Consider the following 15,414-nt stretch of genomic DNA (forward strand, 5'->3'; position numbering starts at 1 on the left):
GAGGCGGCGGTGTTAGCGCCTACGATTCTAATCATGGCGGGTGGTACTGGCGGTCATATTATGCCGGGTTTGGCGGTGGCTGGTGAGCTGGAGCAGCGTGGCTGGAAGGTCTACTGGTTAGGTAATCCTGAGCGCATGGAGGGCGAACTTGTTCCCGCACGCGGTATTCCATTATTGCCAATGCGCTTTGCGGGTTTGCGCGGCAAGGGTTTGGCTGCTTTACTTAAATTGCCTTTTACCTTAGCGACGGCGCTACTTGATGCGCGCCGAGCGTTTAAAAAGGCAAAGCCTGATGTGGTCTTAGGCATGGGTGGCTATGCGGCGGTGCCGGGCAGTATCATGGCGTTTTTAAGTGGCAAGCCAATCGTGCTGCATGAGCAAAATGCGGTCGCTGGTAGTGCGAATAAGCTTATCGCTAAGTTGGCTAAGCGTGTGTTAATGGCGTTTCCTAGGGCATTAGCAAATGGCACAGTGGTTGGTAATCCGGTGCGTGCTGAGCTGTTAAAGCTAGCGCCACCCGAAGCGCGCTTTGCTAATCGCTCAGGACCCTTAAAATTGCTTGTCGTCGGTGGTAGTTTGGGGGCGCTCGCTTTAAATAATTTAATTCCACAAGCGCTGGCCCAGATACCGGCGGCACAGCGTCCGATGGTGACGCATCAGTCCGGTGCGGCACATCTTGAGATACTAAAAAATAATTATCATGAAGCCGGGGTAGAGGCAAATTGTGTCGCATTCATTGATAATATGGCAGATGCGCTTGCAGAAGCGGATTTATTAATTTGTCGTGCTGGTGCCATGACAGTCGCTGAAGTGGCTGCCGTGGGCGTGCCAGCCCTGTTTGTGCCCTTACCAGGGGCAATTGATGATCACCAAACGGCCAATGCTCGTTGGTTGGCTGATGCCGGTGCGGCAGAGCTAAAAGCTCAATCCGCTTTAACTGCCGAGTGGTTGGCACAGTATTTAGTGACGCAGCAGCGAGCGCAACTATTATCAATGGCGTCTAAAGCACGGGCCATGGCGTTGCCCGGTGCGACGCATACAATTGCTGATGTTTGTGAGCAATTGGCTAGGGAATAAAATGAAGCATAGAATTAGAAATATTCATTTGGTTGGTATTGGCGGCTCAGGCATGAGCGGTATTGCCGAGGTCTTGATTAATCAGGGTTATCAGATCAGTGGTTCGGATATTAATCGGAGTGCTGTCACGCAGCGCTTGGAGCAACTGGGCGCAAGAATTTTTTATGAGCATAATGCGACCAATATTGATGCCGCTGAAGCGGATGTGGTGGTGACCTCGACTGCTATTTCAGGTGGTAATCCGGAGGTGTTAAACGCCCGTGCACAGGGGATTCCGGTGGTCTCGCGCGCCATGATGCTAGCTGAGTTAATGCGTCTCAAAATGGGTATTGCAGTGGCCGGGACTCATGGTAAAACGACCACCACCAGCTTTGTTAGTAGTATTTTGGCAGAGGCCAAATTTGATCCTACCTTTGTGATTGGCGGTAAATTAAACTCTGCCGGTACCAATGCCTATTTGGGCAAAGGTGATTATATTGTGGTTGAGGCCGATGAGTCGGACGCATCTTTTTTAAATCTATTGCCGGTGATGGCGATAGTGACCAATATCGATGTGGATCATATGGACACCTACGGGCACGATGTGGCGCGCTTACGTAGTGCCTTTGTGCAGTTTACCCAAAATTTACCATTTTACGGTACCGCCATTTTGTGCGTCGATGATGATAATGTCCGTAAAATTATCCCCTTTATTTCTCGTCCTATTGTGACTTACGGCTTTGATGAGGACGCTGATTATCGAGCGAGCGATATTCGTAGTGAAGGTGCGCAAATGTACTTCACTGCCCACAGAAAATGCGGTCGTCGCCGTCATTTGGCACCCATCGAGGTGACGCTGAATCTGCCTGGTCGTCATAATGTGTTAAATGCCTTAGCGGCAATTGCTTTAGCGACTGAACTAGGAGTAGAGGATGAGGCGATACTAACCGCACTTAAAAACTTTAACGGAGTGGGGCGCCGCTTTAGCTTTGTTGGTGAGTTTGAAGCCCAAGCCATTAACGGTGGTGGTAAGTTTACCGTGATTGATGATTATGGGCATCATCCGGTGGAGATGGCCGCGACCATTGCCGCCGTCCGCGGTGGTTGGCCCGATCGACGTTTGGTGTTAGCGTTTCAGCCACATCGCTATAGTCGTACCCGTGATTGCTTTGAAGAGTTTGTGCGTGTCCTCGGTCAGGCCGATGAGGTGATTTTAACTGAGGTCTATGCAGCAGGGGAGTTGCCGATTAGCTTTGCCAGTGGTGAGGCACTATCTAAGGCAATCGCTCAAGACGGTAAGGTGCAGCCACAATTTGTCCCCAATATAGAGGATTTACCACAAGCAATTCTGTCCTTTGCGCGGGGCGGTGATATTGTCATAACCATGGGTGCCGGTTCTATCAGCAAGGTACCTGCTAAAATCTTGGAGATTGCAAATGGCTAATACAACGCAGAATTTAGGTAGGGTCGGTGTGATTTATGGTGGCGTCTCAGCCGAACGTGAGGTTTCGCTGAATTCCGGTGCTGGTGTGCATGCGGCTTTGTTGGAAAAGGGCGTGGATGCGCATCTCTTTGATTTGGGTAAGCATAGCTTAGCCGAGTTAGAAGCACAGAAATTTGATCGTGTCTTTATTATTTTGCATGGTCGTTACGGTGAGGATGGTTGCATTCAGGGTGCACTGGAGATTATGGGTGTGCCTTATACGGGGCCTGGGGTGATGAGCTCGGGCGTTGCGATGGATAAAATCATGACAAAACGTCTTTTTATCGAGCAAAATATCCCCACGCCAAAGTATGTTGAGGTGCGTGACGCTGAGGATTTGCAGGCAGCGGTGAAGCAGCTCGGTCTGCCGATGATTTTAAAGCCAGCCCACGAGGGCTCAACTATTGGCTTAACCAAGATTGAAAATGCTGAGCAATTAGACGAGGCCTTAGCCCAAGCAACGCAATACGATAAGGTGTTATTAGCGGAGGAGTGTATCGTTGGTCGCGAGCTGACGGTGGCTGTACTTGGTAAGGGCGCAGAGGCACAGGCCTTGCCCATTATTGAAATTATTGCACCGGATGGGAATTATGACTTCCATAACAAATATCATTCCGATGAAACGCAGTATATTTGCCCAGCTGATTTACCTGCTGAATTAAGCGAAAAAATCAAAGCGCTATGTGTGCAAGCCTATCGTACCATTGGTTGTGAGGGCTGGTCGCGGGTGGACGTGATGTTAAATCATGCAAATGAGCCGTATTTATTGGAAATTAATACAGCACCAGGTATGACGAGTCACTCTTTGGTGCCTATGGCTGCTAAAGCTGAGGGTATGTCCTATCCAGAACTATGTGTAAAAATTCTTGCCTCTGCTGATTTAAAAGTCGGTCGCAAGGGTTAAAATAGAGTGTAGCAGCTTATTTTTACCAAGGTGTTTTAGTGATATTTTCGGATCCCCGTTTTATTAACCGTATTGCCGGTTTTTTAACCGTAGTCGGGGTGCTTATTCTGCTTGGAGCCTTAGGCTATCGGGTGATGAATTTGCCGATGTTTAATATCACACGCATTGTGTTGGAGCCTAAGCAGGGGGATGTTTTATCCTATGCCTCGCCAGCTAGTATTCAAAGTACATTAGATGGGCAGGTGCAGGGTAATTTCTTTACACTTGACTTGCTTAAGGTGCAGCGCATTTTAAGCTCATCGCCGTGGGTGCGTCATGTGGATATTACCCGTTTATGGCCAAATGGCTTATTACTACGGATTGAAGAGCATGAGCCCTTTGCTTTATGGAATGACGAGGCATTGATTAACACCTGGGGTGAAAAGTATTTAGCGAATCGCGGCGAAGTCGATCGGCTTGATGACTTACCGCAGTTTTTTGGACCGGATGGATCGGAGCACTTAGTAGTACAGCGTTATGCAGAGTTGGTGCGGTGGTTAAGTCCTATTAGTTTAAGTGTAAAGGAACTTGGTCTAAGTGACCGTTATTCATGGCGTATTTTATTGGATAATAATATCACCGTGATTATAGGGCGCGACCCCGGGGCTGAGATTGCTAACCCATATGACGGCATGGGGGCGATGAGCTTTGCCGAAACCATTCAGCGTTTTGTACGCAGTTGGCCAGCATTGTTAAAACGAATTGACGGAAGACAGGTAGAACGCATCGATCTCCGCTATACTAGGGGTTTTGCAGTTACTTTTGCGGATACAGCCGGTTCTAAATCCTCCGATAAGCCATAAGTGAGTTATTTGAAAGATGAGTCGAGACCACAATAAGGATGTTATTGTTGCCCTGGATATAGGTACGAGTACGGTCGTAGCTATTGTCGCCGAGTGTTTGCCTGATGGTCGCTATGAGGTCATCGGTGTGGGTCAGGCAATTTCACGCGGCATGCGCAAGGGCGTGGTGGTAAATATTGAGCAGATTGTTGGTTCAATCCAGCAGGCGCTTGAAGAAGCTTGCCTGATGGCGGATTTTCGTATTCGTGAGGTTTATACCGGCATTGGTGGCAGCCACATTAACAGCTTTAACTCCAGCGGTATGGTGGCCGTGGTTGACAAGGAAGTCAGCTATGCCGATGTGCGCCGTGTGCTCGACACGGCCAAGGCGGTGAATATCGCCAACGATCATGAAATTCTTCATGTGATTACACAGCAATACACCCTCGATAAGCAGGAGGGTATTATCCAGCCGGTCGGTATGGCAGGTATTCGTCTTGAGGTGCGGGTACATATTATTACCGGTTTACAGAGCGCAACGCAAAATGTGGTTAAGTGTATTCGCCGTTGTGGGCTGGAGATTCGTGGATTAGTATTTCAGGCCTTGGCAGCCAGTCAGGTGTGTTTGACGGCTGACGAAAAGGAATTAGGCGTAGCCTTGGTTGATATCGGTAGTGGCACCACCGATGTGGCGGTTTGGCATGGCGGTGCCTTACGTCATACGGCGGTGTTCCCTCAAGGGGGTGATCAAATCACCAATGATATTGCCACCATGTTACGTACGCCGACACCGGACGCTGAGGACATTAAGTTAAATTACGGTGCCGCTAAAGCCAGTTTGGTCAATACCTTAGAAACTTTCGAGGTGATCGGTTTGGGCAACCGTGAAGCTCGGGAGATGGAGCGTCACGTCTTAGCTCAGGTGATTGAGCCGCGAGTTGAGGAAATCTTGATGGGCGTGATGAATGTGATTGCCGAATCTGGTCATAAGATCACCGGTTTGGTATTGACCGGCGGTACGGCATTATTACCCGGGATTCAGGAGCTGGCCGAGGATATGTTCCAAGTGCCAGTGCGTATCGGGGTGCCGATATATGATGGTAGCTTATCAGATGTGGTTTGTGAGCCGCGTTTTGCTACCGCAATGGGTTTATTAAGCTATTCGCGGATGCAGCAATATGCGCAACATGGCGATATGCCCAAAGAAGGTTTATTAAAACGTCTTTGGAACTTTATTACGAATAGTTTATAGTTTAGAATAGGTATTGCAGTGGAGTCGGGTGGAGATTTCTCAAAGGCAGTGCGAATGACGCATTGGCTCTTTCTTTGAGGTGATTTCCATGTTTTCATCATAGGGAAGTAGGAGTTATTTTTATGAGCATGGATTTAGGTTTCAAGTTCGTTGAGCAGGAGCAGCCTCAAAACGGCACGATTATCAAGGTGATTGGTGTGGGTGGTGCCGGTGGCAACGCCGTCAATCACATGATCGCCAAGGGTCTTAAGGGGGTTGAGTTTATCAGTGCTAATACTGACGCTCAAGCACTCGCCAGTTCCAAAGCTGAGCAAGTGATTGCCTTAGGTAAGACCGGTTTAGGAGCTGGTGCCAAGCCTGAAAATGGTCGCGCAGCAGCAGAGGCGGCACGTGAGCAAATCCGTCAGGCCTTAAGTGGCGCCCATATGGTATTTATTACCGCTGGTATGGGTGGTGGTACTGGTACTGGCGCAAGTCCAGTAGTAGCACAAATTGCCCGTGAACTTGGCATTCTTACAGTGGGTGTGGTTTCAAAGCCTTTTGGTTACGAGGGTAATCGCCGCATGAACGCAGCTGAAGCGGGTATTGAGAGCTTGTCTGAGCATGTTAACGCATTAATTGTGGTGCTTAACGATCGCTTAGAGGAGATGCTAGGCGGTGAAGCCACCATGCAAGAGTGCTTTGTGGAAGCCGATGATGTATTACACAATGCTTGCGCTGGTATTGCTGAAATTATTAATGTTGAGGGTAATATCAACGTCGACTTCGAAGACGTGAAAACCATTATGAGCGAGCAGGGCCAGGCGATGATGGGTACGGCTACTGCTTCTGGTGAGGACCGTGCCAAAAAGGCAGCCGAAGAAGCTATCGCTTGCCCATTATTAGAGGGTGTGGATCTCAATGGCGCACGTGGCGTATTAATTAATATCACCGCCAGTAAGAGCATCACTCAGCGTGAAGTACGTACAATTAACGAGGTGATTACAAGTTACGCCGATAAGGACGCCGTGATTATTTCCGGTATCGCTTATGACGAGGCTATGGCTGATCAGATTCGTGTGACTGTGGTTGCTACCGGTCTTGGTCGTAAAAAGCCTGAGATTGTAGCGCAAAACTCTGAGGAGCAGCTAGCTCGCACCGGTACGGATGATGCCACGGCAGTGATTCAAAATTTCCGTAGCGCAAGCGGCGGTTTCAATCCGATTCGCACGCCACGTAGTGCACGTAGCGCTCAGTATAATGTCGGTTTTGGTGATGTGAGCTCGACTGACACACCTAGCTTTACTCGTCGTTCCTTAACGGAAGAAGAGCGTAACGACAGTGATGTGCCAGCCTTCCTACGTAAGCAAGCGAATTAATTACGAGTTTTGTGCTTAGTTGCTAGCGGGGCAGAGGCTATTGTTTTAGCTTCTGCTACTCGCAGTTAATGCTCATCACTTTAATTAAGGGTGCGTGACACCTTAGCGAGCCAATACTGTCTAATCATAGGTATTGGCTTTTTTTTGTTACAAAAATATGTCAATTCGTTTAGTTAGTAAAATCTAAATTTTAGACGCGGCTGGGGCATTTACTTAGGTTAAAATGCCTGGTAAATAAGAATTGATTGCAATAGATTTGATGGAAACTTGCCATGTTAAAACAAAGAACGATACAAAAGGCGGTCTCAACCATAGGTGTTGGCGTACACTCTGGTCAGCGCGTTGAGCTGACTTTGCGCCCTGCAGAGCCTAATACGGGGATTGTCTTTCACCGTATTGATACGCCCGAGATGATTGATTTTCCTGCCTTTGCGGAAAACGTCGGTAACACACGCATGGCCTCAGTTCTTGTCAATGGTGAATACCGTGTTTCCACGGTTGAGCATCTGATGTCTGCACTTGCCGGATTAGGTATTGATAATCTGCATATTGACCTAAGTGGTGAAGAGGTGCCGATTATGGACGGTAGTGCGGCAACCTTTGTGTATTTGATACGCTCTGCCGGCATTGTTGAGCAGGATGCGCCTAAGCAATTTATTCGCCTCAAGCGAGTGGTCGAAGTGATTGAGGGTGAGGGTGATAGCGCCAAGTGGGCGCGTCTTGAGCCTTATCCAGGCTTTGCTTTAGCTTTCTCTATTGATTTTAAGCATCCAGCCATTGCCTCCACGGCAAATTTTGCTGAGGTGGATTTTGCGGTAGATTCTTTTAGCAAAGACATTGCGCGTGCCCGTACCTTTGGTTTTGCCCAAGAGGTTGAGTTATTGCGCTCAGCCGGTTTAGGTCGTGGTGGTAGTTTAGATAATGTGATCGTGCTGGATGAATATCGTATTCTCAATGAAGACGGTCTGCGCTATGATGATGAGTTTGTAAAACACAAAATCCTAGATGCGATCGGTGATTTGTATTTGGCCGGTAAGCCCTTGCTCGCTAAATATGTCGCGTGTAAGTCGGGCCATGATCTGAACAATAAACTAGTACGTGCCTTATTGGCACAGCCTGATGCCTATGAAGTTGTGACCTACGAAGCTGAGGTCGCCAAGGCCGCAGGTTTTGGTCGTGATTGGCAGCTTGCCTAGTTGAACACGTCGTTCACAAGTCTAGGTGGTACTTCGTATCACCTTTAACTCTACATTTTGCAATGCTAGGCCGTGCTTATTAAGATGGCGCATCATGCTCGGAGCGAGCTGCTTAATTTTTGCGGCACAGGCATTGTTAGCGACCGCTAATCGTAGCGTGCCACCTGTATAATTAATAATCAAACACTGCTTTGTTAGTTCAGTGCCTAGTACACTGACTAACAGCGGTTGTAGCTTTAAAATCGTTCGTGCCCGTTGTAGAACCTCACCCGTTGCCTGTTCTTGTTCTAACCACTCAATAGCGGTGTGAAAGGTGGGCGGTTGACGATAATTACGATGTGATTTCATACTAAGGAAGTAGCTTTGGCTAAAAAATTTGTATCACCTCGACGAGCCAAACAAAAAACGCAAAAGGTTTGGTCATTCAGTATCACCGTCTTATGTGTCTTTATTGCACTGGTGTCAGGTGCTTTGCTAGAGCGCCGCTTTGGCTATCAGCAGACAAAAGGGACTGTTGAGGCCACGAGGGATATCTCTAGTGTACAGCAAAACCCCGCTCAACAACATTTGATTGAACAAAGCTTGGCACAACTGGCGCAGCAATTAGCTGAAGCTAAAATTATGCTAGAAGACATCACCCGACTGACTAATCGTCTAAGTGGTGATAGTGCCTTAAACCTCGGCATTGGTGGCAATACTTTATCGCAGCCGAGTTTAGGCGAGGATGCGAAACCGATGGAGGAGTTTATTGATGAGGGTGGTTACTCCGGTGAGAAAATCGGTCGTGAGCTTGATTTGCTTAAGCAAAAGCTTAATTTGCAGCTAAATCGTGTACGTACCTTCGATGTTTTAATGCAAAGCCGTCAAATTGCCTTAGATAGGGTGCCCACTGGGATACCAGTATCGATGCTGCAGGCGCGTATGACCTCGCCGTTTGGTTGGCGCTTACATCCCGTAAGTGGTGAGTCGCGATTGCATGCCGGGGTGGATTTTGCAGCGCCTAAGGGTACACCAATTTATGCGGCCAGTAGCGGGGTGGTGGCGAGTTCAAGCTATGTCTCTGGTTATGGTAACTTAGTCGAAATTGATCACGGCTCGGGTGTCAGCACGGTATATGCGCACAATAGCGAAAATCTGGTGGAAGCGGGTGATTTGGTGACGCGTCGTCAACTGATTGCACGCATTGGTAATACCGGTAATTCGACCGGGGCGCATTTACACTTTGAGGTGCGAGTGGATGGGGTACCCATCGATCCCATACTGGTCTTAGGTAAGGATCTCTCGCAAGTCAAGCTAGGTGCCGGCACTTCTTTCTTAGATACACTGAAGTTATTAAGTCAAGAATAAGTGTACAATTGCTTTTTTATAAAAAGCCACGGCAATATCTTGATATCTACAAACTTAGCCTCAAATACACAGGCTGATAGGTTAAACTGTAGGGCAATACCGCTTCATCACTTGGGGTCGAAGTCGGTCTTTTTAATATTCACACTATTAACAATATGATTTCCATTATTAAAAAAATCATCGGTAGCCGTAATGATCGACTACTCAAGCAATACCGAAAAATCGTAGCCAAAATTAATAAACTAGAGCCTGAGATGCAGGCTTTGAGTGATGAGCAGTTAGCCGCTAAAACCACCGAGTTTAAAGAGCGATTAGCGGGTGGTCAGAGCTTAGATGATATTTTGCCTGAGGCATTTGCGGTAGTGCGCGAGGCCTCCGTACGTGTGTTGGGGATGCGCCATTTTGATGTGCAGTTAATCGGTGGTTTAGCACTTCACCAGGGTAAGATTGCCGAGATGCGTACTGGTGAGGGTAAGACTTTGATGTCTACCTTGGCGGTGTATTTAAATGCCCTAGCCGGTGAGGGGGTGCATGTTGTTACGGTTAACGAATACTTAGCGGCGCGTGATGCTCGCAATAATGGTCGCCTATATAATTTTTTAGGCTTAAGTGTGGGTGTGGTTGCTTCGAATCAGAGCAACCCTGAAAAAATTGCCGCCTATCGCGCTGATATTACCTACGGTACTAATAATGAGTTCGGCTTTGATTACTTACGTGACAACATGGAGTATCGGGTTGAGGATCGTCGTCAGCGCAAGTTGTATTATGCGATTGTGGATGAGGTCGACTCGATTCTCATTGACGAGGCGCGCACCCCATTAATTATTTCAGGTCAAGCCGAGGACAATACTGAGCTTTACCAAAAAATGGATGCGGTGCCAGCGATGATGACGCGCATGGCCCATGAGCCACGTCCGGATGAGCCGGAGCCCGAGGGTGATTTTTGGGTTGATGAAAAAGCACAACAAATTCATTTATCCGAAGCGGGTCATGAAAAGGCGGAGAACATCTTACGTCAACTGAATATTTTGCCTGAGGGGCAGTCCTTATACGATCCGCGCAATATCAGCTTAGTGCATCATTTGATGGTGGCTTTAAGAGCGCATAATCTTTTCCACCGCGATCAGCACTATGTGGTGCAGGATGGTGAGGTTGTGATTGTTGACGAGTTCACCGGCCGCTTTATGCAGGGTCGACGCTGGTCAGATGGTTTACATCAAGCGGTTGAAGCCAAAGAAAAAGTTCAGATTCAAAATGAAAACCAAACCTTAGCCTCTATTACGTTCCAGAACTATTTCCGGATGTACGAGAAGTTGGGTGGTATGACCGGTACGGCAGATACTGAGGCCTATGAGTTCCAGCAGATTTACGGTTTAGAGACGGTCATTATTCCGACCAATTTACCGATGATTCGTGAGGATCAGAACGATCAGATTTTTAAGAATGATGAGCAGAAGTTTGCCGCTATCATTAAGGACGTACGTGATTGCTACGAGCGTAAGCAACCCGTCTTGGTCGGTACCACCAGCATTGAAAACTCTGAGTTATTATCGAATCTTCTGAAAAAAGAGGGTTTACCGCACGATGTATTAAATGCCAAACAGCACGCACGTGAGGCAGAAATTGTCGCCGAAGCGGGTAAGCCAGGCGCCATTACCATTGCCACCAATATGGCTGGTCGTGGTACCGATATTGTGTTGGGTGGCAGCATTGAAAAAAGTATTAATCTGGTGATGGCCGACGATTCGCTTACTGCGGAACAAAAAGCATTTCGTATCAAGGAGATTCGCGAGGCGTGGGCGCCGATTAACCAACAGGTAAAGGAGGCCGGCGGTCTACGTATTATCGGTACTGAACGACATGAATCACGGCGTATTGACAATCAGTTGCGTGGTCGTGCGGGGCGTCAGGGTGACCCAGGCTCATCGCGTTTTTATTTAAGCTTGGACGATCCTCTGATGCGTATTTTTGCGGGTGAGCGCGTACGTGCCATCATGGAGCGACTTGGTGTTGATGGCGAGCCGATTGAAGCCAAAATGGTAACCCGCTCCATTGAGTCTGCTCAGCGCAAGGTAGAGAGTCGCAACTTTGATATTCGTAAGCAATTACTTGAGTTTGATGATGTGGCCAATGATCAGCGTAAGGTGATTTATGGTCAACGTAATGAGGTATTAGAGTCTGCCTCATTGACGGATATTCTCGCTAACATGCGTCATGATGCCATGGCTGAGGTGGTGCACCAATACGTGCCTGCTGAGTCAATGGAGGAGCAGTGGGATATCCCAGCCTTGGAAAATGTCTTAGCTAGCGAGTGGAAGTTAGAGGTCCCTGTGAGTCAATGGCTTGCTGAAGATAGCAATTTAGACGATGAGGGAATTTTGGAACGCGTGCTTGAAGCGGCTGATAAGCATAACCAGGAGAAAATTGACTTGGTGGGCGAGCAGTCATGGGCGCAGTTTGAGCGTTCGGTGCTATTGGATCGCATGGATGCTAGCTGGCGCGAGCATTTATCGGCACTTGAGCATTTGCGTCAGGGGATCCATTTACGTGGTTACGCGCAACGCGATCCTAAGCAAGAGTACAAAAAAGAGGCATTTGCTCTGTTCTCCCATATGTTGGATCGTATTCGTGATGAAGCCGTGAAGATCTTGATGACGGTTCAAATTCAAGCACCTGAGCAGGTGGCTGAGGCACAGCAACAGCAGTCATCAGTGAAAAATATGCAGTACCACCATCCTCAGGCCGATGGCGCTGAGGATAGCGCTGACGGCGTCACTGTCTCTGATGAGGGTGATGTGTCCGCTGGCGGTATCACGGTTAAAAATATGATGAAGCATGTAGGTCGTAATGATCCATGCCCATGCGGTAGTGGCAAGAAGTACAAGCACTGCCATGGCAAGTTAAGCTAGTTTTAGCGATAAATTTGTCCCGTATAAAAGCTCACTAGTTCATGAGGATTAGTGAGCTTTTTTGATGAATCTTTTGATCTATCTCAAGTTTTTTATCTGATTCTCTCTATAGAATAAAAGATAGAGGTGTAGTCTTATCGGCTTATCAATGGCTTATGCCCTCAATTGTTTTTCTTCCTCATATCAATTGATTTGTTCTTGTCGCTATTTAGCGTAGTCATTGCTAAAGCATAGTGTGTCCTCTAGTCTCGATTTAACTATTTGGAGGAATTCATGAGTGATCTTAAGTGCTCAGTGCAGGCTCAAGAAAAGCTAAGCATCGCCACCTTATTGATGTTGGTGCTGATGTCTAGCGTGACCTTCATTGCGATTTTGTCAGAGATGATGCCCGCTGGTGTGTTGGACCATATCAGTGAGGGTTTGGCTATTTCGGTTGAAAGTGCCGGTCAGATGATCGGGCTCTATGCCTTAGCGAGTGCCATTGTGGCGGTACCATTAGTAACGGCGACGATGCGCTTTAATCGTAAGCCATTATTGCTGTGGTTATTGTTTGGTTTTGCCTTATCCAATATTGTGGTGGGCTTTTCTAGTTCCTATCTGTTGACCCTTGCGATGCGCCTGATTGGGGGTGCCATGGCGGGTATTCTTTGGGCCATGATTACCGCCTATGGGATGAAGATCGTATCGTCCAATCATCATGGGATGGCCATTGCCATCATTATGGCGGGTACCACCCTTGGGGTGAGCTTTGGCATGCCCTTGATGACATGGATTGGTACCAGTTGGGGTTGGCGCATTGAGTTTTTTGCACTGGGTGCGCTGATTGTGGGGATTATGGTGTTGGCCTTTTTCTTCCTACCGTCGGTGCCGGGTGAGCAAGTTACTCAAGAAAATAATCCCTTAAGCCTTTTAAAAAATAAGCATGTGCTGAATATTTTATTGCTTACTTTGCTTGGGGTGATGGCGCATTATGCGGTGTACACCTATATCACGCAGCTAGTGGACAGGGTCAATGTGCCTGGCGGTATTGAAACGGCCTTGCTGTTATTTGGTATTGGCTCCTTTATCTCCATTATGTTGGCAATGCGCTTTACCGATACGAGTTTACGTCGATTTACCAGCTTGATGTTCTTGTTAGGGGCGCTGGGTTTGGGCTTGCTGTATTTTATCGCTCATTATTATCTGGCTGCCTATCTTGCGTTTTTCTTATGGGGCATTTCCTTTGGACCGCTGGTGACCATGTTACAAACCGCAGTGGCAAGTCATAGTGAAAGTGCCAAAGCCATTGCCACCAGTGTGCAAAGTAGTATGTTTAATTTTTCGATTCTATTAGCGACTTCCTTTGGTGGTTTTTTATTAGCTCATGCAAATATCATGGCGGTGGTGATGTTGGCCGTGATTTTATTAGCTGCAGCCACGATGATTTCCTTTATCTCCAAAGGTACCTTAGGTGAGCAGTAGTAGCTTTACCCTGATTGAAAATAGGAGTTTAAAATGACTAAGAAATTTATTAATGCGACAATTTATCGTCAACCCGATGCCAAAGAAATTTTAATTGAGGACGGTAAGTTTAAAGCCATTGGCAATCATTTACCCGATGCCAAGGAGGTCATTGATTTAGAGGGTAAACTGGTTTTACCTCCCTATGTTGATTCACATATTCACTTGGATTATGCCTATACCGTGGGTGAGATGGAGGGTATTGGGGCCAAGACAGGCACGCTATTTGAGGCCATTGAGAATTGGCCTAAATACAAAGCGACGATGAGCAAAGAAAGTGTTAAGGCGCTTGCCCGCAAGGCGATTTATGACGAGGTATCACAAGGGGTGCAGCATATTCGTACCCATGCGGATGTCACTGATCCGAAGTTTACGGGTTTTAAGGCTTTGATGGAGCTTAAAGAAGAGCTAGCCGATAAGGTCTATATCCAGATTGTTGCCTTTCCGCAAAATGGTATGTACACTTACAAAGGTGGTCGTGACTTAGTCGAAGAGGCATTAAAAATGGGTGCCGAGGTGGTGGGTGGCATCCCTCACTATGAGCCTGCACGTGAGTTTGGTGAGAAGTCGGTCCATGATACGGTGGAGTTAGCGCTGAAATACGACCGTTTGATTGATGTCCACTGTGATGAGATCGATGATCCGAATGCACGCTTTGTGGAGCTACTGAATGCTTTAGTCCTGATGGAGGAATATGGTGTGCGTACCTCTGCGAGTCATACCTGTTCTTTTGGCTCAGCGGATGATGCCTATGCCTTCCGTATGTTTGACCTCTTTATGAAGAGTAAAATGAATTTCGTTTCCCTACCGACTGAAAACGCCTACTTACAGGGTCGTCAGGACACCTATCCGAAGCGTCGCGGTCTTACTCGGGTTAAGGAATTTATGCATATGAATATTAACGTGGCCTTTGGTCAAGACTCCATCAATGATCCATGGTACCCCTTAGGGAATGGCAACTTGATGAATATTTTGGATAATGGTATCCACCTCAGTCAGTACGCCAGTCCTGAGGAGCTAGAAAATGCCTTTGATCTGATTACTTATAATGGGGCAAGATGTCTGAATATTCAGGATGAATATGGTCTAGACGAGGGTAAGGCGGCGAACTTCATTGTCTTAGATGAGAAGACAGTCTTTGATGCCATTCGCCGCCGTGTGGATGTGGTCATGTCCGTGCGCAATGGCGACTTCCTCTTTAAGAAAAAGCCGCAAGCGTTTGAGGTTGAGTTTAAGTTGTAGGAAGAAAATAGGGTGTAGCGATGCCTTGGCTACACCCTTTAATTTATCGTGACCGCAATGTATCACGCTGCTCGTCTCGGAGCGCATCACCGCGCCCGTCTTCATGGGGTGTCAAATTTACTTGGGAGACCATAGTAACAGCAAACGCTGAAAAATCATCCATGTCACGAGCGGCGTTATCACGTCTTTTGAATTGCCAAGCGGCGCTTAGCATTGAGTTAGCGCTTGTTCTCAGTTGGTATTAAGCTTGTTAGATATAAAACCACTAGCGATAAGGGCTCCGTTTAGTCTTCTTGGCTTATCCCAGGGGTAGATCTGGGGGCGTCTGGAGGGCTAGGCAGAAAGA

The 15,414-nt window shown here is 47.5% G+C and carries 12 protein-coding genes; 11 read left to right on the top strand and 1 reads right to left on the bottom strand.

What is annotated here, in order from left to right; all coding sequences use genetic code 11:
- Window positions 1–9 precede the first annotated feature (9 nt).
- The 7 genes from murG to lpxC all read left to right on the top strand — a co-directional run bounded on the left by murG (window position 10) and on the right by lpxC (window position 8,070).
- The gene (murG, locus tag A3GA_RS0106260) at window positions 10–1,077 is read left to right on the top strand and encodes an undecaprenyldiphospho-muramoylpentapeptide beta-N-acetylglucosaminyltransferase (RefSeq protein WP_026156843.1); all 1,068 of its coding nucleotides are present in this window, start codon (window positions 10–12) and stop codon (window positions 1,075–1,077) included.
- A gap of 1 nt (window position 1,078) precedes the next feature.
- Window positions 1,079–2,500 carry a UDP-N-acetylmuramate--L-alanine ligase gene (gene murC / locus A3GA_RS0106265; protein WP_018026541.1) on the top strand — a complete coding sequence of 474 codons (1,422 nt, stop codon included), beginning with the start codon at window positions 1,079–1,081 and terminating at the stop codon, window positions 2,498–2,500.
- Complete coding sequence (locus tag A3GA_RS0106270) at window positions 2,493–3,443, top strand: D-alanine--D-alanine ligase (protein WP_018026542.1); 951 nt, start codon at window positions 2,493–2,495, stop codon at window positions 3,441–3,443. Before murC ends, A3GA_RS0106270 begins: the two co-directional genes overlap by 8 nt.
- Before the next feature lie 38 nt (window positions 3,444–3,481).
- Window positions 3,482–4,285 (top strand): cell division protein FtsQ/DivIB, encoded by an 804-nt coding sequence (locus tag A3GA_RS0106275; protein WP_018026543.1) that lies wholly within the window; start codon window positions 3,482–3,484, stop codon window positions 4,283–4,285.
- A gap of 16 nt (window positions 4,286–4,301) precedes the next feature.
- On the top strand, window positions 4,302–5,516 hold the full coding sequence (gene ftsA / locus A3GA_RS0106280; protein WP_018026544.1) for a cell division protein FtsA: 1,215 nt from the start codon (window positions 4,302–4,304) through the stop codon (window positions 5,514–5,516).
- Window positions 5,517–5,638: 122 nt separating this feature from the next.
- Window positions 5,639–6,874, top strand: coding sequence for a cell division protein FtsZ (ftsZ, locus tag A3GA_RS0106285; RefSeq protein ID WP_018026545.1), 1,236 nt, complete (start codon window positions 5,639–5,641; stop codon window positions 6,872–6,874).
- Window positions 6,875–7,146: 272 nt separating this feature from the next.
- Window positions 7,147–8,070 (top strand): UDP-3-O-acyl-N-acetylglucosamine deacetylase, encoded by a 924-nt coding sequence (gene lpxC, locus A3GA_RS0106290; protein ID WP_018026546.1) that lies wholly within the window; start codon window positions 7,147–7,149, stop codon window positions 8,068–8,070.
- Window positions 8,071–8,091: 21 nt separating this feature from the next.
- On the opposite strand, the gene A3GA_RS0106295 is transcribed toward lpxC, so the two are convergent.
- Window positions 8,092–8,418 (bottom strand): DciA family protein, encoded by a 327-nt coding sequence (locus tag A3GA_RS0106295; RefSeq protein WP_018026547.1) that lies wholly within the window; start codon window positions 8,416–8,418, stop codon window positions 8,092–8,094.
- 15 nt (window positions 8,419–8,433) lie between these two features.
- Here A3GA_RS0106295 and A3GA_RS0106300 point away from each other — a divergent pair, with 15 nt between their 5' ends.
- The 4 genes from A3GA_RS0106300 (at window position 8,434) to A3GA_RS0106315 (ending at window position 15,068) form a co-directional block, all read left to right on the top strand.
- Window positions 8,434–9,417 (top strand): M23 family metallopeptidase, encoded by a 984-nt coding sequence (locus A3GA_RS0106300; RefSeq protein WP_018026548.1) that lies wholly within the window; start codon window positions 8,434–8,436, stop codon window positions 9,415–9,417.
- Window positions 9,418–9,572: 155 nt separating this feature from the next.
- A complete protein-coding gene (gene secA / locus A3GA_RS0106305; protein ID WP_018026549.1) occupies window positions 9,573–12,326 on the top strand; it encodes a preprotein translocase subunit SecA in 2,754 nt (917 codons plus the stop codon).
- Between the two features lie 273 nt (window positions 12,327–12,599).
- Window positions 12,600–13,787: an MFS transporter gene (locus A3GA_RS0106310; RefSeq protein ID WP_018026550.1), complete on the top strand. Its 1,188-nt coding sequence runs from the start codon at window positions 12,600–12,602 to the stop codon at window positions 13,785–13,787.
- 33 nt (window positions 13,788–13,820) lie between these two features.
- Window positions 13,821–15,068, top strand: coding sequence for an amidohydrolase family protein (locus A3GA_RS0106315; protein ID WP_018026551.1), 1,248 nt, complete (start codon window positions 13,821–13,823; stop codon window positions 15,066–15,068).
- The last annotated feature ends 346 nt before the right edge of the window (window positions 15,069–15,414 follow it).

The organism is Oligella urethralis DSM 7531 (assembly GCF_000372065.1).
GTDB classification, from domain to species: domain Bacteria; phylum Pseudomonadota; class Gammaproteobacteria; order Burkholderiales; family Burkholderiaceae_B; genus Oligella; species Oligella urethralis.

Bases quoted from the DNA above. Each gene is read 5' to 3' on its own strand.
- lpxC (WP_018026546.1), top strand. From the start codon at position 7,147: ATGTTAAAACAAAGAACGATACAAAAGGCGGTCTCAACCATAGGTGTT.
- ftsZ (WP_018026545.1), top strand. From the start codon at position 5,639: ATGAGCATGGATTTAGGTTTCAAGTTCGTTGAGCAGGAGCAGCCTCAA.
- A3GA_RS0106310 (WP_018026550.1), top strand. From the start codon at position 12,600: ATGAGTGATCTTAAGTGCTCAGTGCAGGCTCAAGAAAAGCTAAGCATC.
- A3GA_RS0106270 (WP_018026542.1), top strand. From the start codon at position 2,493: ATGGCTAATACAACGCAGAATTTAGGTAGGGTCGGTGTGATTTATGGT.
- murC (WP_018026541.1), top strand. From the start codon at position 1,079: ATGAAGCATAGAATTAGAAATATTCATTTGGTTGGTATTGGCGGCTCA.
- A3GA_RS0106315 (WP_018026551.1), top strand. From the start codon at position 13,821: ATGACTAAGAAATTTATTAATGCGACAATTTATCGTCAACCCGATGCC.
- A3GA_RS0106295 (WP_018026547.1), bottom strand. From the start codon at position 8,418: ATGAAATCACATCGTAATTATCGTCAACCGCCCACCTTTCACACCGCT.
- secA (WP_018026549.1), top strand. From the start codon at position 9,573: ATGATTTCCATTATTAAAAAAATCATCGGTAGCCGTAATGATCGACTA.
- ftsA (WP_018026544.1), top strand. From the start codon at position 4,302: ATGAGTCGAGACCACAATAAGGATGTTATTGTTGCCCTGGATATAGGT.